At 38.2% G+C, this 22,546-nt stretch carries 21 protein-coding genes; 17 read left to right on the top strand and 4 right to left on the bottom strand.

The features are described from left to right. Nucleotides 1–47: 47 nt before the first annotated feature. The 7 genes from ACO1DI_RS19170 to ACO1DI_RS19140 all read left to right on the top strand — a co-directional run bounded on the left by ACO1DI_RS19170 (nt 48) and on the right by ACO1DI_RS19140 (nt 10,307). Nucleotides 48–1,331 carry an ATP-binding protein gene (locus tag ACO1DI_RS19170; protein WP_140450761.1) on the top strand — a complete coding sequence of 428 codons (1,284 nt, stop codon included), beginning with the start codon at nt 48–50 and terminating at the stop codon, nt 1,329–1,331. Between the two features lie 104 nt (nt 1,332–1,435). Beyond that, entirely contained in the window at nt 1,436–1,804 is a 369-nt protein-coding gene (locus ACO1DI_RS19165; protein ID WP_013056739.1) for a hypothetical protein, read from the top strand. A gap of 252 nt (nt 1,805–2,056) precedes the next feature. Continuing rightward, a complete protein-coding gene (locus ACO1DI_RS19160) occupies nt 2,057–3,451 on the top strand; it encodes an L-cystine transporter (protein ID WP_115653703.1) in 1,395 nt (464 codons plus the stop codon). A gap of 175 nt (nt 3,452–3,626) precedes the next feature. Continuing rightward, nucleotides 3,627–6,512: a type I pullulanase gene (pulA, locus tag ACO1DI_RS19155; protein ID WP_309545609.1), complete on the top strand. Its 2,886-nt coding sequence runs from the start codon at nt 3,627–3,629 to the stop codon at nt 6,510–6,512. Nucleotides 6,513–6,640: 128 nt separating this feature from the next. Beyond that, nucleotides 6,641–8,134 carry an aldehyde dehydrogenase family protein gene (locus ACO1DI_RS19150; RefSeq protein WP_013082880.1) on the top strand — a complete coding sequence of 498 codons (1,494 nt, stop codon included), beginning with the start codon at nt 6,641–6,643 and terminating at the stop codon, nt 8,132–8,134. Nucleotides 8,135–8,241: 107 nt separating this feature from the next. After that, nucleotides 8,242–9,528, top strand: a complete 1,287-nt coding sequence (locus ACO1DI_RS19145) for a cytochrome P450 (RefSeq protein ID WP_182420742.1) — start codon at nt 8,242–8,244, stop codon at nt 9,526–9,528. 119 nt (nt 9,529–9,647) lie between these two features. Continuing rightward, nucleotides 9,648–10,307 carry a serine/threonine protein kinase gene (locus ACO1DI_RS19140; protein WP_243549183.1) on the top strand — a complete coding sequence of 220 codons (660 nt, stop codon included), beginning with the start codon at nt 9,648–9,650 and terminating at the stop codon, nt 10,305–10,307. A 13-nt stretch (nt 10,308–10,320) separates the two neighbouring features. On the opposite strand, the gene ACO1DI_RS19135 is transcribed toward ACO1DI_RS19140, so the two are convergent. Beyond that, nucleotides 10,321–10,599: a hypothetical protein gene (locus ACO1DI_RS19135; RefSeq protein ID WP_014460422.1), complete on the bottom strand. Its 279-nt coding sequence runs from the start codon at nt 10,597–10,599 to the stop codon at nt 10,321–10,323. A gap of 140 nt (nt 10,600–10,739) precedes the next feature. Between ACO1DI_RS19135 and ACO1DI_RS19130 the strand changes: the two genes are divergently transcribed. The 3 genes from ACO1DI_RS19130 (at nt 10,740) to motB (ending at nt 12,633) form a co-directional block, all read left to right on the top strand. Further along, nucleotides 10,740–10,883: a hypothetical protein gene (locus tag ACO1DI_RS19130; RefSeq protein ID WP_014460421.1), complete on the top strand. Its 144-nt coding sequence runs from the start codon at nt 10,740–10,742 to the stop codon at nt 10,881–10,883. A gap of 129 nt (nt 10,884–11,012) precedes the next feature. Next, the gene (gene motA / locus ACO1DI_RS19125; protein WP_014460420.1) at nt 11,013–11,807 is read left to right on the top strand and encodes a flagellar motor stator protein MotA; all 795 of its coding nucleotides are present in this window, start codon (nt 11,013–11,015) and stop codon (nt 11,805–11,807) included. Further along, on the top strand, nt 11,800–12,633 hold the full coding sequence (motB, locus tag ACO1DI_RS19120; protein ID WP_014460419.1) for a flagellar motor protein MotB: 834 nt from the start codon (nt 11,800–11,802) through the stop codon (nt 12,631–12,633). The genes motA and motB overlap by 8 nt, the downstream gene beginning before the upstream one ends. Nucleotides 12,634–12,668: 35 nt before the next feature. On the opposite strand, the gene ACO1DI_RS19115 is transcribed toward motB, so the two are convergent. Continuing rightward, the gene (locus ACO1DI_RS19115) at nt 12,669–13,001 is read right to left on the bottom strand and encodes a hypothetical protein (protein ID WP_013056747.1); all 333 of its coding nucleotides are present in this window, start codon (nt 12,999–13,001) and stop codon (nt 12,669–12,671) included. A 199-nt stretch (nt 13,002–13,200) separates the two neighbouring features. On the opposite strand from ACO1DI_RS19115, the gene ACO1DI_RS19110 reads away from it, so the two are divergent. Both ACO1DI_RS19110 and ACO1DI_RS19105 read left to right on the top strand, forming a co-directional pair. Continuing rightward, nucleotides 13,201–14,154 carry an NAD(P)/FAD-dependent oxidoreductase gene (locus ACO1DI_RS19110; protein ID WP_115653704.1) on the top strand — a complete coding sequence of 318 codons (954 nt, stop codon included), beginning with the start codon at nt 13,201–13,203 and terminating at the stop codon, nt 14,152–14,154. Nucleotides 14,155–14,173: 19 nt separating this feature from the next. Continuing rightward, entirely contained in the window at nt 14,174–14,869 is a 696-nt protein-coding gene (locus ACO1DI_RS19105) for a YqjF family protein (RefSeq protein WP_115653705.1), read from the top strand. 3 nt (nt 14,870–14,872) lie between these two features. On the opposite strand, the gene msrA is transcribed toward ACO1DI_RS19105, so the two are convergent. Further along, nucleotides 14,873–15,790, bottom strand: coding sequence for a peptide-methionine (S)-S-oxide reductase MsrA (gene msrA, locus ACO1DI_RS19100; RefSeq protein ID WP_182420676.1), 918 nt, complete (start codon nt 15,788–15,790; stop codon nt 14,873–14,875). A 323-nt stretch (nt 15,791–16,113) separates the two neighbouring features. Between msrA and nhaC the strand changes: the two genes are divergently transcribed. Continuing rightward, nucleotides 16,114–17,520: a Na+/H+ antiporter NhaC gene (gene nhaC, locus ACO1DI_RS19095; protein WP_182420675.1), complete on the top strand. Its 1,407-nt coding sequence runs from the start codon at nt 16,114–16,116 to the stop codon at nt 17,518–17,520. 179 nt (nt 17,521–17,699) lie between these two features. On the opposite strand, the gene ACO1DI_RS19090 is transcribed toward nhaC, so the two are convergent. After that, nucleotides 17,700–18,353 carry a GntR family transcriptional regulator gene (locus ACO1DI_RS19090; RefSeq protein WP_243549185.1) on the bottom strand — a complete coding sequence of 218 codons (654 nt, stop codon included), beginning with the start codon at nt 18,351–18,353 and terminating at the stop codon, nt 17,700–17,702. 364 nt (nt 18,354–18,717) lie between these two features. Between ACO1DI_RS19090 and ACO1DI_RS19085 the strand changes: the two genes are divergently transcribed. The 4 genes from ACO1DI_RS19085 to ACO1DI_RS19070 all read left to right on the top strand — a co-directional run bounded on the left by ACO1DI_RS19085 (nt 18,718) and on the right by ACO1DI_RS19070 (nt 22,518). Next, a complete protein-coding gene (locus tag ACO1DI_RS19085; protein ID WP_025752074.1) occupies nt 18,718–20,130 on the top strand; it encodes an amino acid permease in 1,413 nt (470 codons plus the stop codon). A 296-nt stretch (nt 20,131–20,426) separates the two neighbouring features. After that, a complete protein-coding gene (locus ACO1DI_RS19080) occupies nt 20,427–21,428 on the top strand; it encodes an acyltransferase family protein (protein ID WP_014460410.1) in 1,002 nt (333 codons plus the stop codon). A 25-nt stretch (nt 21,429–21,453) separates the two neighbouring features. Beyond that, nucleotides 21,454–22,329 carry a peptidylprolyl isomerase gene (locus tag ACO1DI_RS19075; protein ID WP_115653709.1) on the top strand — a complete coding sequence of 292 codons (876 nt, stop codon included), beginning with the start codon at nt 21,454–21,456 and terminating at the stop codon, nt 22,327–22,329. A gap of 30 nt (nt 22,330–22,359) precedes the next feature. Further along, the gene (locus ACO1DI_RS19070; protein WP_014460408.1) at nt 22,360–22,518 is read left to right on the top strand and encodes a hypothetical protein; all 159 of its coding nucleotides are present in this window, start codon (nt 22,360–22,362) and stop codon (nt 22,516–22,518) included. Nucleotides 22,519–22,546 lie beyond the last annotated feature (28 nt).

The raw sequence follows: 22,546 nt of genomic DNA, 5'->3' as shown, positions 1-22,546 counted from the left end.
GAGACATAGAGAGTGTTAACGTAAAAAACAAAGGCTGGTGGGAAATATTGATAAAAAATAGGGAGGGTGTACGAAAAGCAGCGGCGGTTGCTGGTCTTCTGGTTGTAGGGGTGTACATCGTCTTTCAAACAATGGCATTTTTTAAAGGAGCATATGCTCTTAGCAGTTTGATAAAAGATAGTTTACTAGTGGGCATAACGGCTGGCACGTTTTATTTACTTCATAAGCGTTCGGTTCATACACAGGTGTCTGATGAACAGTATCAGCTTGCTACATTAATAAACTCAATGCCAGATTTTATTTGTTTTAAAGATGGAGCTGGCAAATGGTTGGCGGTGAACGATTTTGGAAGAGAACTTTATCATTTAAAGGGTATTGATTACAGGGGTAAAACCGATGCAGAACTTGGAGAGCTTGTGCCGTTCTTTCAAGCCGCTTTCTTACACTGTATTTCATCGGATGAAGAAGCTTGGAGAAAAAAGGAAAAGGTACGCATGGAAGAAGCATTTGAAATACCAAACGGCGAGGTCAAAACATTTGATGTTATTAAAGTACCTGTGTTTTTTGATGATGGCTCAAGAAAAGCTCTTATCACGATTGGACGAGATATAACTCAGCAAAAGCTTGCAGAAGCGCTTCTGATAAAAAAGGAAAAGCTTTCTGTAGTAGGCGAATTATCTGCTGGAATTGCCCATGAAATTAGAAATCCGCTTACGAGTATTAAAGGGTTTGTTCAGCTCATGAAAGAAACAGACCGATCCGCGGTAGGGTATGCTAATATCATGCTTGATGAGCTGGAACGAATTAATGGTATTGTCAGTGAAATGCTCCTGTTGTCAAAACCTGAAAGTGAACATTTTCGCGTGTTTTCTCTTACAGAAGCAGTTAAGTATGTAATGAGTTTAACTTCCCATGAAGCTTTATTGAAAAACATTGACTTCTTATACGATGAACAAACAAGTAAAGCTAGTGTGTATGGAAATAAAAATCACCTTATTCAAGTATTACTTAATGTTTTTAAAAACGCAATTGAAGCCATGGATAAGCCTGGGAATATTTACATTACAATCAAAACAGCGCAGGATGACCATATTTTTATAGAAGTTAGAGATGAAGGAGTAGGAATTTCTAAAGACCGTCTAGAACATATAGGAGAACCGTTTTTTACTTTAAAAGAAAAAGGAATGGGGCTTGGATTAACAATCAGCTCCAAAATTATTCATGATCATCACGGTACCCTGCAGATTGAGAGTGAACAGAACAAAGGGACGATTGTTAAAATCCGACTGCCTCTGTATATCGAAGATACGGCGGTTTTTGCAAGCAAATGAAATGTTGTAAACGAAAAGTAATGAAAACGTCATCCATTTCTTATTGCTAAACGCAGCCGTACATGATGTAATAAAAGAAACGAACATGTCAGGAAGGTAGCAAAATGAGACGTGCAGATCAAAAAATTATATTACCGTATACACCGGAAAATTTAAGAATGCTATTGCTTCAAGTATGTGACGGAGAAAATCCGTTTTCCCATCAAGACCTTGCGTATTGGTGTGATAAATATACTCTCCATTATTATGAGTATGAAGCGGATGAAACGCAGTGGATGAATGATATGCAGCAGACAGATAATAGGCAAGATCTAGCTAAATCTTATGCCATTGCTAAAGATATTGGCTGGCAGTGGTACTTTTATATGGCTAGAGGAACGACGCTATCTGATATTCAATATGTCGAGCTTCACGAACTAGAATTACCTAGACATTTGTTTGTAAAATGGCTGAATGAATTATATGAAATGTAATCCTATATATGAATTGTAGTACATCCGGTCTGATGAAAGAAAGGCCATCTCTGGTAACGGAGCAAAAGACCACTGAAGTACATACAAGCGTAAAATAGAAAGCTAAGGAAAATCCTTAGCTTTTTTGTTTTGTCAAAATTATTCAAAAAAACTGTCTTTAGGAAAAAATACAAAACCTAGTTGACTTATTGGTATTGTTGTATTATAAGTAATAGAGACATAAATTATGGAAAAATCACAGGGGGAACATCTATGAATAACTTATTAGTCATTCTAAACATCCTTATTATGCTGGCACTGCTTGCGGGGCTGTTTATGATGCAGAAAAAACATGTATCATTTTCAAAGCGTGTGTTTACGGCGCTTGGACTAGGGATTATTTTTGGCTTTGCTCTTCAGTGGGTGTATGGTCCGACTCATGAAGTAACGATAACGACCGCCGATTGGTTTAGCATTGTAGGAAGCGGATATGTGAAGTTTCTTCAAATGATTGTCATGCCGCTTGTATTTGTGTCGATCGTAGCGGCATTCACTCGCTTAAAATTGACGAGCAACATTGGAAAGATTAGTAGTTTAATTATTGGCATTTTGCTTGTTACAACAGCGATAGCAGCTGCTATTGGTATTTTTACAACGACGAGCTTTAATTTAGAATCTGTCCAAATTACAAAAGGGGAAGCGGAACTTCAGCGCGGAGAGGACTTAGAAAACAATTTATCTAGTCTAGAAGCAAAAACAATCCCGCAGCAAGTAGTAGAATTATTACCAGCTAACCCGTTCCTTGACTTAACAGGCGCACGTTCAACTTCCACGATTGGCGTTGTCATCTTTGCAGCATTTGTGGGAATTGCATATTTAGGTGTGAAGCGTAAAAAGCCAGAGGAAGCAGCGTTATTTTCAAAAATTATTGATACGCTGTATGCAATTGTGATGCGTGTAGTGACGCTCATTCTTCGGTTAACTCCTTATGGGGTACTTGCGATTATGACCAAAACAGTAGCAACGAGTGATATCGATGCAATTGTTAAACTTGGAAAATTTGTTGTAGCATCATATGTCGCATTGGCAGCTATGTTTATTGTTCACTTAGTTATTCTAACAATCATCGGTGTAAATCCGATCACATATGTTAAGAAAGTATTTCCTGTATTGGCGTTTGCCTTTACTTCTCGTACAAGTGCTGGAGCATTGCCTTTGAATGTTAATACACAAACGAGACAGTTGGGAGTTCCAGAAGGAATCGCGAATTTTGCAGGTTCATTTGGTCTTACAATTGGTCAAAATGGATGTGCTGGAATATATCCAGCCATGTTAGCCGTTATGATTGCACCAACGGTAGGTATTGATCCCTTGACGCCTTCATTTATTTTCACATTGATTGCCATTGTAGCCATTAGTTCGTTTGGCGTAGCAGGTGTTGGCGGAGGAGCTACATTTGCGGCTTTACTTGTATTATCTTCTATGAATTTGCCCGTAGCGCTAGCAGGATTATTAATCTCAGTAGAACCATTGATTGATATGGGGCGTACGGCGCTTAATGTAAGTGGAAGTATGACAGCCGGAGTTGTAACTAGTAAACTAACAAAAGAGCTAGATACAAGCGTATACAACGATCAAACAATCTCTCCTGAAACAGCAGAAGTGTAAAAGAGATACAGCATCCATAGTTAACATTGTTAACTATGGATTTTTTTTCTTTATTCACATAAAATAGGAAAAAATACTTATGATAACGCTTTCAAAAAAGGTTATAGTGAAAAATGTGTACGTACTCTATTTTATGGGAGGGTTTTAATTGAAACGTAGTTGGATTAAATATGCAATGGTACTGACGGCTTTACTCTTACTAGTAAGCTCTTTTTTTAGCCCGATTATGCAATCGTTTGCATCTGCAGCGGATACCACAAAAATCACGATTCACTATCAGCCTGCTTCAAACGACACAAAAGAATGGGGATTATGGGTTTTTCCTGAAGGTGGAGAAGGGAAGGCTTACGCATTTACAGGGGAAGATCAGTTTGGAAAAGTAGCGGAAGTTGAACTACCCGGTACTTATGATAAAGTAGGCTTTATTGTACGAACAGAGTCATGGGAAAAAGATGGAGGAGACCGCTTCGTCTCAGTGGAGAACGGTGAAGGAGAAGTATGGGTAAAAAGTGGAGATGAACATACATATACGTCTCCTCCTGACGGTGAATACCGGGATTTACCGAAGTTTGATAAAGTAAACGTTACTTTAAACTATCACCGATATGACGGAGATTACAGCGGGTGGAACATTTGGACGTGGCCAGGTGACGAAAAAGAAGGCAAGCAGATCCAATTTACGGAAGACACGAATTTTGGGAAGAGAGCCACTTACACGCTTAACAGTGGAACTGGTAACTTATTTGACAAAATAGGTTTTATTGTACGCCACTCTACTAGTGATAGCGATTGGGAAAATAAAGACGGAGGAGACCGCTTTATTACCAAGGTTGGGAAAGATGGGAATGTAGAAGTATGGATTGTTCAAGGGCAAAATCGAATTTATTATGATAGAGCTGTAGTAGATATCACTCGGAAAATCACGAAAGCGACTATGGATGCATTTAATCAAATTACATTAGAAACAAACGTACCGTTCGATTCTTCTAAGAGTGTAGGAGACATTGAAATTGACGGAGCTCAAATTGAGAAAGTGACACCTTATAAAGAGGGAGGAGACTCTGTTACTACTAAAGTTAAAATCATAACAAAACAGCCTCTGGACGTTACAAAAACGTATAAAGTTAAGCAAAAAGGATACGGCTCAGCTAATGTAGTCAATGGAAATGTTGTTCGTACCAAAGAATTTGACGAAAAGTATGCGTACAGCGGGAATGATTTAGGAAACACGTATTCTAAGAAACAAACAAATTTTCGCGTATGGGCTCCAACCGCAAGCGAAGCCAAGCTAGTGACTTATTCTTCATGGAACTCCAAAGCTGTAAAAGAAATTTCTATGACTAAAAGTGAAAAAGGAACGTGGAAAGCGGAGTTAAAAGGAAATCAAGATGAGCTAATTTACACGTACAAAGTAAAAATTGGGAACAGCTGGAATGAAGCGGTTGATCCATATGTACGAGCAACAACGGTGAATGGAGATCGTGGAGTTGTGGTGGATTTGGCTAAGACAAATCCAAGAAAGTGGAGTACGAATAAGCCAAAATTTAAAAATCCAGAAGATGCCATCATCTATGAACTACACGTAAGAGATTTATCGTCTCAAAAAGAGAGCGGTATCAAAAATAAAGGAAAGTATTTGGGCGTAGCGGAGTGGAATACGAAGGGACCAAATGGCGTAAAAACAGGACTCAGTCATATTAAAGACCTAGGTGTAACGCATGTTCAGTTTCTGCCTATTTATGATTATCGTACGGTGGATGAAACGAAATTAAACGAGCCGCAGTTTAACTGGGGATATGATCCGAAAAATTATAACGTACCAGAAGGTTCCTATTCAACAAATCCATATAATCCTAAGACTAGAATTATTGAGCTTAAACAAATGATTCAAACGCTTCATGACAAGCAGCTTCGTATGGTAATGGACGTTGTCTATAACCATGTGTATGCAGTGAGTGAGCATAGCTTTGATAAACTAGTTCCAGGCTACTACTTCCGCTATAAAGAAGATGGAACTCTATCCAACGGAACAGGTGTTGGAAACGACACGGCTTCTGAACGGAAAATGGTTCGGAAGTTTATTGTAGATTCTGTGGCTTATTGGGCAAAAGAGTACCACATTGACGGGTTTCGATTCGATTTAATGGGGATTCACGATACAAAGACAATGAATGAAGTGAGAAAGAAGTTAGATGAAATGGATCCTTCCATTATCATCTTAGGAGAGGGATGGGATCTAGGAACCGAGCTTGACGCTAAGCTCAAAGCTAACCAGAAAAACGCTCAGGATATGAAACGCATTGCTCACTTTAATGACGGTATGCGAGATGGCCTTAAAGGCAGCGTGTTTTTTGATCATGACAACGGATTTGTTAATGGAAAGCAAGGACAAGAAAAGCTCATACAGCAAAGTATAGCAGCTGGAATAGATTACGATCGTTCAACTGCCACGTATGAAGATCCAGATCAAGTTGTCACATATGTAGAAGCGCACGATAACCATACGTTATGGGATAAGCTTCAGCTGACGAACCCTGCTGACACGGAGCGAACGAGAATGCAGATGCATAAGCTTGCTTCTTCCATTACTTTAACATCTCAAGGAATGAACTTTATACATGCAGGTCAAGAGTTTATGAGAACAAAAGGCGGAGATCATAATAGCTATCAGTCACCCGATTCTGTCAATCAGTTAGATTGGAAGCGCCGAGCAGCTTTCAGCCAAGAGGTAGATTACATGAAGGGACTTATTGCGCTTCGAAAGCAATATTCCTCATTTAGAATGACAAGTGCACAGGCTATTCATCAAAATTTACGCTTTGTTGATGCACCAGCAAACGTAGTAGGTTATACGTTAAATGCTAAAGCCAATAAAGATAAAGCAAACGAAATAATGGTGATTCATAATGCAAATAAACAAGCTCAAACAGTTCATTTACCTTCTAACAGAACGTGGAGATTACTTGTTGACGGCAAGCGGGCAGGAACACAAACGCTCCGTACGGTGAAAGGAAATACAGTAAACGTTTCGCCTCTTTCGACATTTGTACTAGTAAGATAAGTTTGAGATAGCTAGAATTTATGTAGAAAAATTCAGAATATTGTATGCGAAATTGTTGATTTTACTAGATAACATGGTAAAATATTCATTGTTAGCGTTTTCAAAATTCGTGGGGAGGTATGTATTTGATGCAAAATCTTGGAGCGAAAAAAGTTGAAATGAGTCCGAAAGTAGTGGAGTTTTTAAAAGGAGTTAAACAGCTATACATTAACGGGGAGTGGGTAGACTCTGTTTCAGGAAAAACGTTTGAAACGGTAAATCCAGCAACGGGTGAAAAGTTGGCAGATGTAGCTGAAGCAAATCCAGAGGATATTGATCGTGCCGTCAGAGCGGCTAGAGAAGCCTTTGATCATGGACCTTGGACAAAGATGTCAGCAGCTGAAAGAAGTCGACTCATTTATAAATTAGCTGATTTAATGGAAACACATCAATTGGAACTTGCGCAGCTTGAAACGCTTGATAACGGAAAACCAATTCGTGAAACATCAAATGCAGACATTCCATTAGCCATCGAACATTTCCGCTACTTTGCTGGGTGGTCAACTAAAATGGTTGGACAAACTATTCCTGTGCAAGGAGCGTATTTTAACTATACAAGATATGAACCAGTGGGAGTTGTTGGCCAAATTATTCCGTGGAACTTCCCGCTTTTAATGGCCGCTTGGAAGCTCGGAGCCGCTTTGGCAACTGGATGTACAATTGTTCTCAAACCGGCAGAACAAACGCCGCTTTCCGCACTTTACTTGGCTAGACTAGCCGATGAAGCAGGGTTCCCAAAAGGCGTGCTAAACATTGTGCCAGGCTACGGGAAAACAGCAGGTGAACCGCTCGTTCATCATGATCTTGTCGATAAAATTGCTTTTACAGGATCTACTGCTGTCGGAAAAGCAATTATGAAACAAGCTAGCGACTCCTTAAAGCGTGTGACGTTAGAGCTTGGAGGTAAATCACCAAACATTATCCTCCCGGATGCAGACTTAACAAAAGCAGTTCCTGGTGCGCTCTCAGGTATTATGTTTAATCAAGGACAAGTATGTTGTGCTGGAAGTCGTCTGTATGTCCAAAAAAGCTTATATGATAATGTCGTAGCTGATTTAGTTTCTCAAACGAAATCTATTAAACAAGGAAATGGATTAGCAGATGAGACAACAATGGGTCCGCTTGTATCTGCGCAGCAGCAAAAACGAGTGAAAACCTATATTGATAAAGGAATTGAAGAAGGAGCGGAAGTACTCGCAGGAGGAAACATTCCATTTGATCAAGGCTATTTCGTAGAACCGACTATCTTTGCAGACGTCGATCATTCGATGACGATTGCCCGTGAAGAAATCTTCGGTCCGGTCGTAGCTGCTATGCCGTTTGACGATCTTGATGATTTGATTGCCAAAGCAAATGATACAGCATATGGTCTAGCAGCGGGCGTCTGGACACAAGATCTAAAGAAAGCACACTATATTGCTCATGGTATTAAAGCGGGTACAGTGTGGGTGAACTGTTACAACGTATTTGATGCAGCAAGCCCGTTTGGAGGCTATAAACAGTCGGGAATTGGTCGTGAAATGGGAAGCTATGCGCTTGATAACTACACTGAAGTGAAAAGCGTATGGATCAATATGGAATAATAAGTAAGATTTTTTGTGAAAATCAATAGCATATCTTTGTGTGAAAAAGAGTAGTCTTTAGTGGACTACTCTTTTATTTGTTTAAGTCCCGCATTTTTAGAAAAGGAGTGATAACATTGCCGGTTATACAGGGCCCCTCGTCGTATAAGCTTACCGGTCACCTGCAAAAGTTTAGAGAGAACCCCCTGGGTTTTTTAGAAAACTTGACTCAGTATGGAGAAATTGCAACATTTAGAGTTGCGCACAAACGCTTTTATGTAACGAGAGACCCTCAACTTATTAAAGATGTAGTCATTACAAACAACAAGGCGTTTCAAAAAATTAAACTAACGCATATGTTTAAAACGCTGCTAGGCGAAGAAATGTTATGGACAGATGAAGCATTATATATGAGCCCCATTCAACCCTCACAAATAAAACAACATCTAACTTATAATAAGGAAGCAATCGCAAAAATAATTGAAAAACATACGGAAACGTGGGAAGAAGGGCAGCTTCGAATGATAGTAAAAGACATAAGACAGATAGTCGTAGCTGTACTCCTTCAACTTGTATTTGGCATTTCGATTCAGGATAAAGATAAAATTCACTATGTTCAAGCGCTTATGAGAAAAAAAGAAAAGTTAGGCAAAATTTATATTCGTCTACCTTTGCACCAGCCTGACTCAGATGAGCAGCTAGAACAACTCCTTTTTGAACGCGTTCAAATGCGTGTTCAAAACAAAACCGAAGGAAAGGATTTACTGCAGTATATATTGAATTCTTGCGGAGAAGACATCGATGAAAGAGAAATATACCAACAGCTAAATTCTATATTCCTTTCGATGTATGAAATGATTACGCACGTATGCAGCTGGTCTATTTATTTACTGTCTCAAAATACTAGGGAGCACCTTCAGCTGCATAAAGAAATTCAAGCCTATGCTAGCGGCGAATCGCTTTCAACCAAAAATCTGACCTATATGCGCAAAATAATTGCTGAAAGCATGAGGTTATATCCGCCTCTTTGGTTATTTGGGCGTCAGGCACGTGAAGATATACAAATAGATGGTTACAGTATTAAAAAAGGGGAGATTATGTTAATTAGCCCTTATATGATGCATCGCCATGAAGATTATTTTTTAGAGCCAAGTGAATTTTTACCTGACCGTTTTGAAAAAGGAGGGTCCATTGATGTCCCAAGCTATATGTATATGCCGCTTGGGATTGATCATCAAGCGGAAAGGGGCATGGACTATATCACTGAAATAGTAACCATTTTTCTGTCAGAAATGACAAAGCGCTTTTTATTTCAGCTGACTAAGCCCGAGTCTATTGCTCCGATGGCAGGCGTAATGCTGAATATGAAAGAAGAACTGAATGTGAATGTTCACAAAGTCCACACGCAGTCTTGAATGAACGGGAATACTTTCCCTCTTTCTATCAGGCTGTCAATTTATTGACACATCCTGCATTGAGATTTATCATAGGGTAATATTTGATAGAGATTACTGAAGGATTTTTAGAGGGGACTATGGATAAAACAATTAAACAGTTAGTGTCGCTAGTAGAAACATCATTACTAACGCAAGTTATGATTCAAAGTGAAAGTGACTATGATCCAGTTGAAGTTACGAACAAAACAAAAGAGTGGGTACTTATTGGTAAAGGAAACTATGCCGGTGTGTTTACGCACGAAAATTATCCTGAATTTGTCGTAAAAGTATACGGAAGAGACGTTTATGGTGTAAAAAAAGAAGCGCAAGTGTATAGAAAGCTGGGCGTTCACCCAGCTTATTCTCAACTTTTTTATGAGGGAAAGACGTACTTGATTTTAAAAAGACTTACAGGCGTTACACTGTATGATGCCGTCCAGCGGGGCATAAAGATTCCAGAACAAGTCATAAAAGATGTGAACAAGGCTTTGGACTATGCAAGAAGCCAGGGGTTAAACCCGTATGATGTGCATGGCAAAAATGTCATGATGAAAGATGGAAGAGGATATGTGGTGGATATTTCTGACTTTTATAAGGAGGGTATTGATAAAAAATGGACAGACATTGTAAAAGCTTATTACACCTTTTATCCGTTTATTGATAAATACCATATCCGCTTGCCGTATCCGCTTTTAAACGTTATCAGAAAAGCATATCGTCTATATCGTAGAATCAAATCAAAAAGGAGTTTCCGCTAAAGGGAACTCCTTTTTAAGATGAAATACAGCGCAGTACGTGCTGCTGTTCAAAAGTTGGTTTTAATTTGAATAGAATGGTTTGTAGTATTTCAGATTGATAGACAAATTTTAGCGTATGTTTAAGGGAAAGAGGATGTAAGAAAGAACGTATTCTTTTTTCAGCATAACGTATCACCTGTTCTTCATAAAATAAAGTACGTGCGGAGATTTTAGCGTGAATATCTTTTGTTAGTTCGATTGTAAACTGGATAATCATTAAATCAGTGTCTTTACAGTATTTTTCTAGTAGCATAATATCACCTCCATTTTGTCAACTCATTTACATAATCTTAATATAAAATTTACAAATGTCAATAAAACACGGAAAAATAAATGGTAAGACTGCTCTTTTTATATGTTGAATAAACAACAACGTTACAGAGGTGAGTAAAGTTGAATATTAACGTCGGGTTTGCCATTTTAGCTGATATTGATAATAAGATGACGGCTGCTATTTATGTGGAAAATCAAATTGTAGCGATTATAGCTGGTCCTTCAGACATTCTGTATGAAAAGTTGAAAAAAGTGTTTTTATAATAGAGAAAAGCTGTAATTGTAAATATGATTCATAAAAAGCTTAAAAATTCTATGAAATAGTCGAAATAAAAGATGAGGATAAAATACACAAAAAGAAAGAACAGGAAGTTAAGGATAGGAGAATTACATATGGATAAAACATCTTTTATTGGACTGATTTTAGGAATAGCCTCTCTTATTGTAGGCATGTTTTTCAAAGGGGTTAATCCATCTGTGTTAGGAAATCCGGCTGCTATTTTAATTATTATTGTCGGAACCGTTGGAGCAGTAGTGATTGCATTTCCTTCAAATGAAATCAAAAGAGTCCCAAAACTGTTTGGTGTCCTGTTTAAAGAACAAAAAATGCTGCAGCCCGTTGATTTAGTATCCATGTTTTCAGAATGGGGACAAGTTGTTCGAAAAGAAGGGTTACTATCACTTGAAGCCCAAATTGTTGATGTAGATGACCCTTTCTTAAAAAATGGTTTGAATTTAGCTATTGATGGTCAAAGTGCGGATTATATACGAGACGTGTTGTCTGAAGAAATTGATGCTATGGAAGAAAGACATCAAACGGGTGCAAGTATTTTCGCTTTAGCAGGTACATATGCTCCAACTCTGGGTGTACTTGGAGCTGTTATAGGGTTAATTGCTGCGCTTGGGAACATGGAAGATACAGATACGCTAGGACATGCGATCAGCGCGGCTTTTGTTGCTACGCTTCTTGGTATTTTTACTGGGTATGTACTATGGCATCCGTTTGCAAATAAACTAAAGCGTAAATCGAAACATGAAGTAAAGGTAAAGTATATGATGATCGAAGGAGTGCTTTCACTTCTAGAAGGAGAAACACCAAAAGTGATTGAGCAAAAGCTGGCTTCTTATTTGCCAACAGCGGAACGTAAAAAGCTTCTTCAAGAAAGTGAAGTGGGCATAAATGAGTAGACGCAGAAAACGAAAGCACGAGGAGGACCATGTTGACGAAAGCTGGCTGCTTCCTTACTCAGATTTGCTTACACTTTTACTTGCTTTATTCATTGTATTGTTTGCAATGAGCTCAGTGGATGCGCAAAAATTTAAGAACCTTTCTCGCGCATTTAATGAAGCATTCGTTGGAGGAACGGGTGTGATGGAATTTCAATCTCTGCAGGAATCTGAAGAAGCGGTTCAGCCTTCAAATACTCCTGCAGCTAAAAGTACGGAAAAAACAAATGAAGTGGAGACAGCCCCCAATCAGTCTCCTGCTTCTTCACAATCGTTAACGAGCGAACAAAAGGAGCAAACCATACGAGAAGCTGACCAAGAAGAGCTTCAGCAAATTCAATCTAAAATTAATGCGTATATTCAAAAGAAAAACTTAACAAATCAATTGCAGACTTCGCTAACAGATGAAGGTCTCTTAATTTCCATTCGAGACAATGTATTGTTTGATTCGGGAAGAGCACAAGTTCGGAGTGAAGATACAAAAATCGCAAATGATATTTCAGAGCTTTTGGTGATTGATCCTCCTCGTAACATTATTATTAGCGGTCACACCGATAACGTACCTATTCGGAACGCTGGTTTTGAATCCAACTGGGAGTTAAGCGTGATGAGAGCAGTTAACTTTATGAAAGTTATCTTAAAAAACGATAAGCTTAATCCAAGCATGTTCAGTGCAAAAGGGTTTGGAGAGTTCAAACCCGTGACATCTAACAATACAGCAGAGGGGCAAGCGAAAAATAGAAGGGTTGAAATATTGATTACTCCTCGTACAATTAAACAGCCGTAAAAGCAGGACTGCTTTTACGGCTGTTTTTCTATGTGTTATAAAGCTAAGAGTCTTCTCTTCTCAAAGTTTCCTCGTACTAATTTGAGATCCATTCCATCTAAAATCAAATCAATGAGAGCGCCTTTAAAGACATCGGCTGTTTTTTTCTTATCATTGGACTGCAAATATTGCACGCGATACCACTTGTCTTCAACTTGAAAGTACATAAAACGACCGTGTGTAAAGTCAATCCAGAACTTTGTAGGTTGTCCATTGAGATTTTTATAAACATATCCCCAGCTTCGTCCTTGGTGAGCGTCCTTCATTTTAGGGCGAGCTGTATTAAATACTTCGTAATATACTTTGTGCTTAATATCATAGAGCATCATGTGACGGTCCTCCTATCTATAGACGTGCTAGCGGGTAAAAATATATTTGTATACAACAAGTATATTAAGCTGAAAGGAATCGTAGACTATTTTTTTGAGACAAGCAGGAGCGAAGGTAAATGAAAAAGACAGTTTAAATTAGCTCAATCATTCCGCTTTTTTTATACTGTAAGTAAATGAGTTAAATAAGGAGGAAAAAATGAAACGAGTAGGAATAGTAGGTGCAGGAATGACCGGCCTTACAGCGGCGGCTGAATTACAAAAAGCAGGAATAGAGGTCTTTCTTCTTGATAAGAGTAAAAGTGTAGGGGGACGAATGGCTACACGAAGAGTAGGGGATGGAAAAGCAGATCACGGAGCTCAATTTTTTACAGTGAGATCCGATGAATTTCAGCAAGCCGTAAATAAATGGATAGCTGATAGAAAGGTTAAGAAGTGGTTTGGTGAGCATCACCCTCGTTATCAAAGTATAAATGGCATGAATGCATTAGCTAAATATTTAGCAAAAGATCTACGCGTATACTTGAATCGAAAAGTTCAAACCATTGATTTTCGAAACGGAAGGTACCAGCTGTATACAGAAGAAAATGAGATTTTTGAAGCGACTGATATCATTCTTACACCTCCGTCTCCTCAGGTTATTGAGGTATTTAATAATAGTAACCTGCAAGCGGACCAATCTATTCTTAAAACACTGAAATTTAGTCCCTGCTTGGTTGCTATCGTGGAGCTTTACACAGAGATGTTGTATAGTGATCATGGTCAAATCACAAATCCATCTAGCACAATCCAAAGAATCGTTAATCATGAGCAAAAAGGAATATCAAAGACGCCCGTTCTTAGCATATATATGAATAAAGACTGGTCAGAAAAACATTTTGATGAACATGAACATGAGTTGCTGCGGGCGATAAAAAATGAAATAAACGAATGGATAGGTGCAAATCATATTAAAAGCATTCAGTTAAAGAAATGGCGCTATGCAGAGGTTGAACAAGTTCTTCATCAGCCCTTTGCTAAAATTATGCCGTCGCTACTGGTGGCAGGAGATGCTTTTTTAAGAAGGGAAGACGAGACGAATCACTCACGGTTAGAGAGCGCATATTTGTCAGGCAAATCGGCAGCCGCTGAATTAATGGGAAAGAACATCTAGAAAAAGGAGGGACCAAGAAGTGGAAAATAATTGGATAATGAAACAAACGTGGAAAGATTTACTGTTTATTCATTGGCCTGTAGATCCGGCATTTTTGGCTTCTTTATTGCCGAGTCAGTTAGAGCCTGACACCTATGATGGTCAAGGGTGGATTGCACTTGTGCCTTTTACGATGACAGGTATTCGATTTAAAGGAACGCCCGCCGTGCCCATCTTTTCACGGCTATATGAGCTAAATGTGCGTACATATGTTACATATAAAGGGGAAAAAGGCGTTTATTTTTTTAGTTTAGACGCAAGCAATCCACTAGGAGTATGGATTGCTCGTCAGTTTTTTCACTTGCCTTATTACCACGCTGCTATGACATTCAACAAAACTCATAACCATATTTCTTTTCAGTCAGTTCGAACGCACAGAGACTCAAAAAAAGAGCGAGTAAAGCTTACATATAGAGGTATTTCTCCGTCCTATCGCAGTAGAAAAGGAGAATTAGCTCATTGGCTTACAGAGCGCTACTGCTTATTTACCACTCATCAAGGAAATGTCTACAGAGGAGACCTTTATCATGATCCTTGGGAGCTCCAAAAAGGGGAGTGTGAAATAAGAGAAGACTCCATCACTCAGCCTTTTTTGCGTCCGGCGGACCATCATGATTTAACTGTACACTACGCAAAGAAAGTAACCGCTTATTTTTACCCTTTTAAAAAAGTATAGGCATCAAAACAAAATTAAAAAATCTTCATAGCCTTCTTCTTTAAGCTTCTCTTTTGGAATAAAGCGTAAAGCCGCGGAATTTACTTGATAGTATTCGCTGTTTTTTCCTGTTAAAAGTAAACCCAGATAGTTATCTCCTTCTTTGCTTTTTAGCGCTGTTGAATGCTGCGCCGGCACTCTTTTTATGTTTCCGTATAAGATAGGGCGCTTAAAAATGGGCCAGCCTGTATGAGAAGGAAGCTGATCTGACGTTTTGAACAGTGCTTCTCCCGTTAGAAGGTCAACGTAAATTCCTTGTTTTTTGTTATTCCAATATAAATTTGTAAAAGGAGGTTCGGTTCCGTTTTCCTGCGTAACAAAATATTGCATGGGCGTTAGGACCTTTTTAAGGTAAGAGCGGTCCTTTGGCCAATGCTGTGTCAGAAAATCAGTTCGCCCCGAGCCTTCTTTGTATAATTTATAGTGAAATGCGTTTTTTCGATAATAATCCTGCTGCTGCTCTTCTGCTTCATAAAAAGAAGAAAAAGGTAAAATAGGTGTGACGATAGGACGCTTAAAGCGTCCGCTTTGGGCGAGCTTTTTTTTAGAATCGAAAGCCGCTTCTTTTTGTTTTTCGTTGTGATAAAAAATAATGGCTCGATATGACGGCCCGCGGTCTGAAAACTGTCCGCCGGAATCCGTAGGGTCAATTTGCTGCCAATACAGGTTAAGCAGTTCTTCAAACGTAATGTGAGAAGGATCCCATACAATTTGCACAGCCTCTACGTACTCGTTTTCCTTTTTTACAAGAGCAGAAGCTTCAGAAGTGATTTGTTCATCTCTAGCGTAGCCCGAGCGGATACTGCTGATTCCTGGAAGCTGATCAAAAGGAGCGACCATGCACCAAAAGCATCCTCCCGCAAACGTTGCATATTCTTTCATGTTACTTTCCTCTTTTCGTTGAATAAAATAAATGAAAATATATTTATATATTAAAATGTATAAACAAACAGAAAGCGCTTTATAACGAGTCTTGTAAGAAAGCACAATCTTATGGTATTATGACCACTGGATAAAAGAAAAATGGCTTATTGTTTACGCAAGTATCCTTATTTTATGTTCTTAAAAAGATGCAGTTTATTGTTTAAGTACTCATAGAAATACATACGTTCAAGCAGTAAGAGGAACAATTAAAAAATAAGGACGTTTTGCTCTTAAACGATACCACATTCCAGAATCTACATACCAGTTTAGGAGGAGCTAGTTTGAACACAACCCGTTTACCATCTATGTGGGAAATAATGATTGTGCTTGCTTTATTTTTAGCAGTTGTTATTTCATTTGCAACTGTTTTTGATTTACCTATTCAGCTCGCTTTATTTATTTCATGGTTTATTGTTATGGCGCTAGGAGTACGACTTGGGTATACGTATAATCAGCTGCAAGGGGCCATTACAAGAGGAATATCAAACGGCTTAGAAGCTATTTTAATTTTATTAGCCGTCGGTACGTTAATTGGAACATGGATTGCCGGAGGAGTTGTTCCTTCTCTTATTTATTTTGGATTAGAGTTTATTAATCCAACATTCTTTTTACTTGCTACACTTATCATTTGCTCTATTACCTCGATTTCAACAGGAACATCTTGGGGAACGGTTGGTACAGCCGGAATCGCGATGATGGGAATCGGACAAGGCTTAGGCATGCCGCTTCCTTTAGTAGCTGGAGCTGTGATTTCAGGAGCTTATTTTGGAGACAAGCTTTCTCCTCTTTCTGACAGTACCATTTTATCTGCGTCAATGGCTCGAGTGAACGTTATTGATCACGTAAAAGCAATGTTAGTGTTAGATATTCCTGCTTACCTCATTACGGCAGTATTATTTACGGTAACAGGGTTTATGTATGGCGGAAAAGATTTTGATGCTGGACGGGTAGAAGGGTTAAAATCTTCGCTGTTGGATACATTCCATATCAGCGGGTGGATGCTGATTCCGGCTTTGGCTGTCATTGTCCTTTTAGCATTAAAGAAACCTTCTCTTCCAGCAATTGCGATTGGCTCGTTATTAGGAATTATATGGGCAGTTGTCTTTCAACATATGGATGTGGCGAGCGCATTTAATACGGCTTATGAAGGATTTAAAATTAATACCGACAACACATTTTTAAGTGAGCTATTAAATCGTGGCGGAATTTTAAGCATGGTGGGTTCCATTATTGTCATTATTTTTGGACTAGGCTTTGGCGGGTTATTAGATGAGCTCGGCGTCTTAGAAGTCCTGCTATCTAAATTTGAAAAAATTCTTGTCAATTCAGGAAACGTTACGGCTTCTACTATTTTCGTGGGGTTATTAGGGAATATATTTGGTTGTGCAATGTATGTTTCATTGATTTTAACACCGAAAATTATGGAGAAAAGTTATGACAAGTTAAGAATACAGCGTCTAGTGCTTGCCCGTAACTCAGAAGTAGGGGGAACCTTAACTTCAGGGATGGTTCCGTGGACGGACAACGGTGTATTTCTAGCTACAACGCTTGGGATTTCTACATTCGCTTATCTGCCGTTTATGTGGCTCAGCTTTGTCTCTATTATTTTGGCAATTATTTACGGATATACAGGGAAATTCATTTGGTACGTAAAAGAGGAAAAACACCGTTCTGCTATAGCAAAATAAAAGAGGCTGCGACAACCGTATGTTAGTTGAAAGAAAATCCGAACGATGAATTGAGATTCTTGATGGAGAATCAACTTCGTTCGGATTTTTTTATTGGTATGATAAACGTAGGTTTCATGTATTTCATTGCTTCTAGCTGTTGACTGGATTGATTTAGTTATGTCTTAATCTCTTTTTGATCAGATCATTTCTGGATATTCGATTCTCCAGTGAACATTTTGAAGGTAAAGCTGAACATCCGCCTTTTTTTTCTGCTTCAGAAGTTTTAGAATGTGGCGGTGATGTTCATTCATCACATGTAAAATGGCGTATAGCTCTTTATTGTCATCGCTAAAGTACGTTTGTCTTATGAATCCGTCTTGTAAAGATATAAGCTGTTCTTTTAAGGTCACATTACCGCATCGGTTCAAATATACTCGATGAAAATACGTTTGATATTTTTGATAATCCTGATAATGTTCTAGTTCAATCGAAACATCGATTTTTTTAATAAGCTCATCCATCTCCGTAAAATCTTCTTTAGTTAAGTGGTCAATCGACAGGGCAGCTGCAAGACCATCTAAAGCACCGACGATTTCAAATACTTCTAGTTTTTTTGGTGTATCAATTTCCTTTACAGTAAACCCTCTGCGCGGTCTATATTCTAATAGGTTGTCTGAAGCCAATTTAATAAGCGCTTCTCTCACAGGCGTTCGGCTGACATTCAGCTGAGAACAAATACTGGCTTCATTTATTTTGTCGTTAGGCAGCAGTGTACCGTCTTGAATTTGACTTGCTATGTAGTTATATACATGATCTTTTAATGAATGATAAATCATAGGCCCCTTGTTCATTGTTTCCCCCTAAAATAAATATCGCATCAGCCGTTCCTTCTCTTCATGTCATGGTGACGAAAGAGTATAAAAATAGCATGAAAGAACGTACAGGTGTAAAAATAATCATATCATATCACTTCGTTTAATCTTAGTTAGAATATAAAAAATAGAATTATTGAAATATTTTTTACTATTCATTGTTGTAAAAAATCTGAAAAATGATATAATCGTAAAAAGATTTAAGAAGTGTATATTGTATACAATATACAAAATTCGTACATATCGAAGAAATAGAGCCTACTCCTGCAGAGAAGAGACTATAGAGAATATGTAAATAAACCAAGTTTTTAGATGGGCTTACTATAAAAAAAGGAGGTACATAATGGGGGAGAATACAACATCTATGAATCAATTACAAAGAAAAATGAAAAGCCGTCATTTATTTATGATTTCCCTTGGCGGTGTTATCGGTACGGGGTTGTTTCTTAATTCAGGCTATACAATTAATGCAGCAGGTCCTGGGGGAACACTCCTTGCTTATTTAATCGGTGGATTAATTATGTATTTAGTCATGATATGTCTGGGGGAACTAAGCGTAGCAATGCCTGTATCAGGATCATTTCAAGTATACGCTACAAAGTTTATCGGGCCGGGAACTGGTTTTGCGGTTGGCTGGCTCTACTGGCTGACTTGGGTGGTATCTGTCGGTTCGGAGTTTACAGCGTCTGGGTTGCTTATGCAAAGATGGTTTCCTGACGTTTCGGTTTGGATATGGAGCGCGCTGTTTGCCCTTTTATTATTTGGTTTAAATGCAACATCTGTACGTTTTTTCGGCGAAACAGAATTTTGGTTTTCAAGTATTAAAGTATTAACGATCATTGTATTTATTATTTTAGGCGCAGCAGCGATGTTTGGATTCATTCCTCTTAGCGGTCATGAAAAAGCGCCAATGCTTTCTCATTTTACAGGAGAGGGCGGTTTATTTCCAAATGGACTTATGCCTGTATTAATTACGATGGTTTCTGTTAGCTTTGCTTTTTCAGGAACAGAATTAATTGGTATTACGGCGGGAGAAACAGAGGATCCGGAAAAGAACATACCTCGAGCAATTAAAAATATCATTTGGCGTACATTCTTCTTCTTTATTGGTGCCATGTTTGTACTATCAGGGTTGATTTCATGGAAACAAGCAGGAGTGTTAGAAAGTCCTTTTGTGACGGTATTTGATCAAATAGGTATTCCTTACGCAGCAGATATCATGAACTTGGTTATTTTAACAGCTTTATTATCAAACGCTAATGCAGGATTATATGCATGTTCGAGAATGCTATGGTCATTATCTGATCAAAAAATGGTCAGCACTTGGTTAGGGAAAGTAACGTCTAAAGGGGTTCCATTTAATTCGTTACTTATCAGCATGGGAGTGGCATGTCTGTCCTTGCTGTCAAGCGTGGTTGCACCAACAACTGTTTACTTAGTATTAGTTTCTATTTCTGGATTTGCGGTTGTAGCTGTATGGATGGCTATTGCGGCTTCTCATTTTATGTTCAGAAGACGCTATATTAAAGAAGGGAATGATGTATCGAAGCTTGTTTACAAAGCTCCTTTATATCCTATTGTTCCTATTTTAGCGTTTGTTTTATGCTTTGCCGCTTGTGTAGGACTGGCTTTTGATGAGAGTCAGCGTATCGCATTATACTGCGGTATTCCGTTTGTCCTTTTTTGTTACTTGTTTTATTATTTGAAAAATAAAAAAGGAAACAGAAAAAACGAAAGTCAGCCTATAGCAAAATAAAAAGCAGAAGACCTAGGTCTTCTGCTTTTTTTGCATACAAAAACACCCTATCCATCCGTACTGGTTAAGTGTCCCGCAACAAGCGAAATTGAATTGGATAGGGTGCGTATCTATATAGTAGAGAAAGAGGCGCCATTTGTCAAACTTATTTAGCCGCGCCTTATTTAAAAATAGAAAAAAGCAAGGTTTTCACTGTTTTTTCATTTTCACTATGTATAGTAAGGAATGTAAAGAAAAGATATTCGCAGCAGCACGTCGTACAGATCCGTAGAACGCGAAAGAAAGGAGGAGATCAAATGGCTAAGCGGGATGCGTATTTTGATAACGTAAAATTTATCTTAATTGTATTAGTAGTGTTTGGCCATTTGTTAACTCCCTTCATCAATGATAAACAGTGGCTACGAACGCTCTACATATTTATTTACACCTTTCATATGCCAGCGTTTATTTTAATAAGCGGCTATTTTGCAAAGGGATATCGAAAAAAAGGATATATGTGGAAGGCGGCGAAGAAAGTATTACTTCCTTATATTATTTTTCAGCTTATCTATGCGGTATACGACTATAAACTGTATGATGAATCCACATTCGAAGTTTCAGTGTTTCAGCCGGCTTGGTCGCTATGGTTTTTATTGAGTTTATTTTGTTGGAACGCCATGTTGTTCATTTTTACAAAAATCAAATATCCATTAGCCGTTGCGGCAGTTTTAGGAATTATGATTGGCTTATGTGAACCGCTGGAAACAACGTTAAGCCTTTCTAGAACCTTTGTGTTCTTTCCCTTCTTCTTAGCAGGATTTTATATGAAAAAAGAACATTTTAAAAAGTTGACGTCTGTTTCTTGCAAAAAAGTAGCTGGAGGCACTTTGCTGATTATTGCTCTATGGATCCAGTATATAGCACCGGACTTTGAGAAAGAGTGGTTATTTGGTTCAAAATCTTATGCCTCTTTAGGTGTAAATCAATTAGAGGGAATGACCATTCGTATGCTATTTTATAGCATCAGCTTAGCAATGACGATTTCCTTTCTAGCTTTGATCCCTACACAAACGATGTCTTTTACATCTCGAGGTGCTCAAACCTTTTATGTATATCTGCTACATGGGTTTCTGATTAAATATATCCGCCTATCTTCTTTTGGAGATTGGATAGAAAGTGTACAAGGATACAGTATTCTTCTAATTGGAGCTTGTGGAGTGGCGTGGTTGTTGTCGAGTAAATACGTATCTACTATTGCAAGACCTTTAATTGAGCTTAAACCGTTACCAAGGCGCAAAAGTTTAAGTTTAGGTAAGTAATGAGAAATGGAAAAGGAGTTTAACGATGTCTAAAAACAAAATAATTATGATTATTGCAGCCGTTGTGATTATTGCTGCAGTAGCTATTGGTGCCGTAGCAATGAATAAATCAAAGGTGGTTGCTACCGTTGGTGATGAAAAAATCACAAAAGATCAGCTGTACGATGCTCTTCTTGCTCAAGGAGGATCAAGCGTCCTTGATTCACTAATTGAACAAAAAGTCATTTCAAAAGAAGCAGCTAAACAAAATATTAAAGTAACCGATAAAGAAATTAATGCTGAATTAGAAAACCTTAAAAGTCAGTATGGGGGAGAAGATGCACTAAATCAAGCATTAGCATCTAGTGGTGTAAAATTGTCAGAGCTGAAAAAAGATTTAAAGACGAATATTGAAGCAAAAAAAATGGTCGAGTCGACTATTAGTATTAAAGATAGTGAAATGAAATCGTACTTTAATCAAAATAAAGATTCACTAGCTACAGAAGCACAGGTGAAAGCTAGCCACATCTTAGTATCAGACGAAAAAACAGCAAAAGAAGTAAAGGCAAAGCTTGATAAAGGAGAAGATTTTGCTAAGCTAGCAAAAGAATATTCAACAGATACAGCTTCTAAATCAGATGGCGGAAACCTTGGATACTTCAAAAAAGGCGATATGGTCGAAGCTTTTGCCAACAAAGCATTTTCAATGAAGGTAAATGAAGTAAGTGATCCTGTTAAAACAGAATACGGTTATCACATTATTAAAGTAACAGGCAAAAAAGAAGCGCAAAAAGCAACATATGAAAATAGCAAAGCAAAAATCAAGCAAACGCTGCTTGATCAAAAATACCAAACAGAGTATCCAACATGGTTACAAAAGCTAAAGAAAAAGTATGATATTACAAACAAACTTGATTCATAAATAATACCTTAACGAAATGAGGGGATGGATATGAAACAAACAGCGTCTTATAGTAAATTAGAAAAAATCGTCGAACAATTGAAGCACAGAGGTGTACGAGCTGAAATATGCCGGCGTGTTGTAAAGGTGACAGAAACTGTTAATGGATCAAATCCTTCATATTCAAATCAAATCGTTAGGCATTCATAAAGAGTACAAAAGATGCAAACTAGTAGAC

The sequence above is a fragment of the Priestia sp. 40 genome (assembly GCF_049368575.1).
In the GTDB taxonomy this organism is placed as follows: Bacteria; Bacillota; Bacilli; order Bacillales; family Bacillaceae_H; genus Priestia; species Priestia zanthoxyli.
The sequence above is the reverse complement of the archived record's forward strand: the minus strand, read 5'-3'. Positions and strand labels throughout refer to the sequence as shown.

Bases quoted from the DNA above. Each gene is read 5' to 3' on its own strand.
- ACO1DI_RS19080 (WP_014460410.1), top strand. From the start codon at position 20,427: ATGGCTAAGCGGGATGCGTATTTTGATAACGTAAAATTTATCTTAATT.
- ACO1DI_RS19115 (WP_013056747.1), bottom strand. From the start codon at position 13,001: ATGATGCTCTATGATATTAAGCACAAAGTATATTACGAAGTATTTAAT.
- motB (WP_014460419.1), top strand. From the start codon at position 11,800: ATGAGTAGACGCAGAAAACGAAAGCACGAGGAGGACCATGTTGACGAA.
- ACO1DI_RS19150 (WP_013082880.1), top strand. From the start codon at position 6,641: ATGCAAAATCTTGGAGCGAAAAAAGTTGAAATGAGTCCGAAAGTAGTG.
- ACO1DI_RS19160 (WP_115653703.1), top strand. From the start codon at position 2,057: ATGAATAACTTATTAGTCATTCTAAACATCCTTATTATGCTGGCACTG.
- motA (WP_014460420.1), top strand. From the start codon at position 11,013: ATGGATAAAACATCTTTTATTGGACTGATTTTAGGAATAGCCTCTCTT.
- ACO1DI_RS19165 (WP_013056739.1), top strand. From the start codon at position 1,436: ATGAGACGTGCAGATCAAAAAATTATATTACCGTATACACCGGAAAAT.
- ACO1DI_RS19085 (WP_025752074.1), top strand. From the start codon at position 18,718: ATGGGGGAGAATACAACATCTATGAATCAATTACAAAGAAAAATGAAA.
- ACO1DI_RS19090 (WP_243549185.1), bottom strand. From the start codon at position 18,353: ATGAACAAGGGGCCTATGATTTATCATTCATTAAAAGATCATGTATAT.
- pulA (WP_309545609.1), top strand. From the start codon at position 3,627: ATGGTACTGACGGCTTTACTCTTACTAGTAAGCTCTTTTTTTAGCCCG.
- ACO1DI_RS19070 (WP_014460408.1), top strand. From the start codon at position 22,360: ATGAAACAAACAGCGTCTTATAGTAAATTAGAAAAAATCGTCGAACAA.
- ACO1DI_RS19135 (WP_014460422.1), bottom strand. From the start codon at position 10,599: ATGCTACTAGAAAAATACTGTAAAGACACTGATTTAATGATTATCCAG.
- ACO1DI_RS19140 (WP_243549183.1), top strand. From the start codon at position 9,648: ATGGATAAAACAATTAAACAGTTAGTGTCGCTAGTAGAAACATCATTA.
- ACO1DI_RS19110 (WP_115653704.1), top strand. From the start codon at position 13,201: ATGAAACGAGTAGGAATAGTAGGTGCAGGAATGACCGGCCTTACAGCG.
- ACO1DI_RS19075 (WP_115653709.1), top strand. From the start codon at position 21,454: ATGTCTAAAAACAAAATAATTATGATTATTGCAGCCGTTGTGATTATT.
- msrA (WP_182420676.1), bottom strand. From the start codon at position 15,790: ATGAAAGAATATGCAACGTTTGCGGGAGGATGCTTTTGGTGCATGGTC.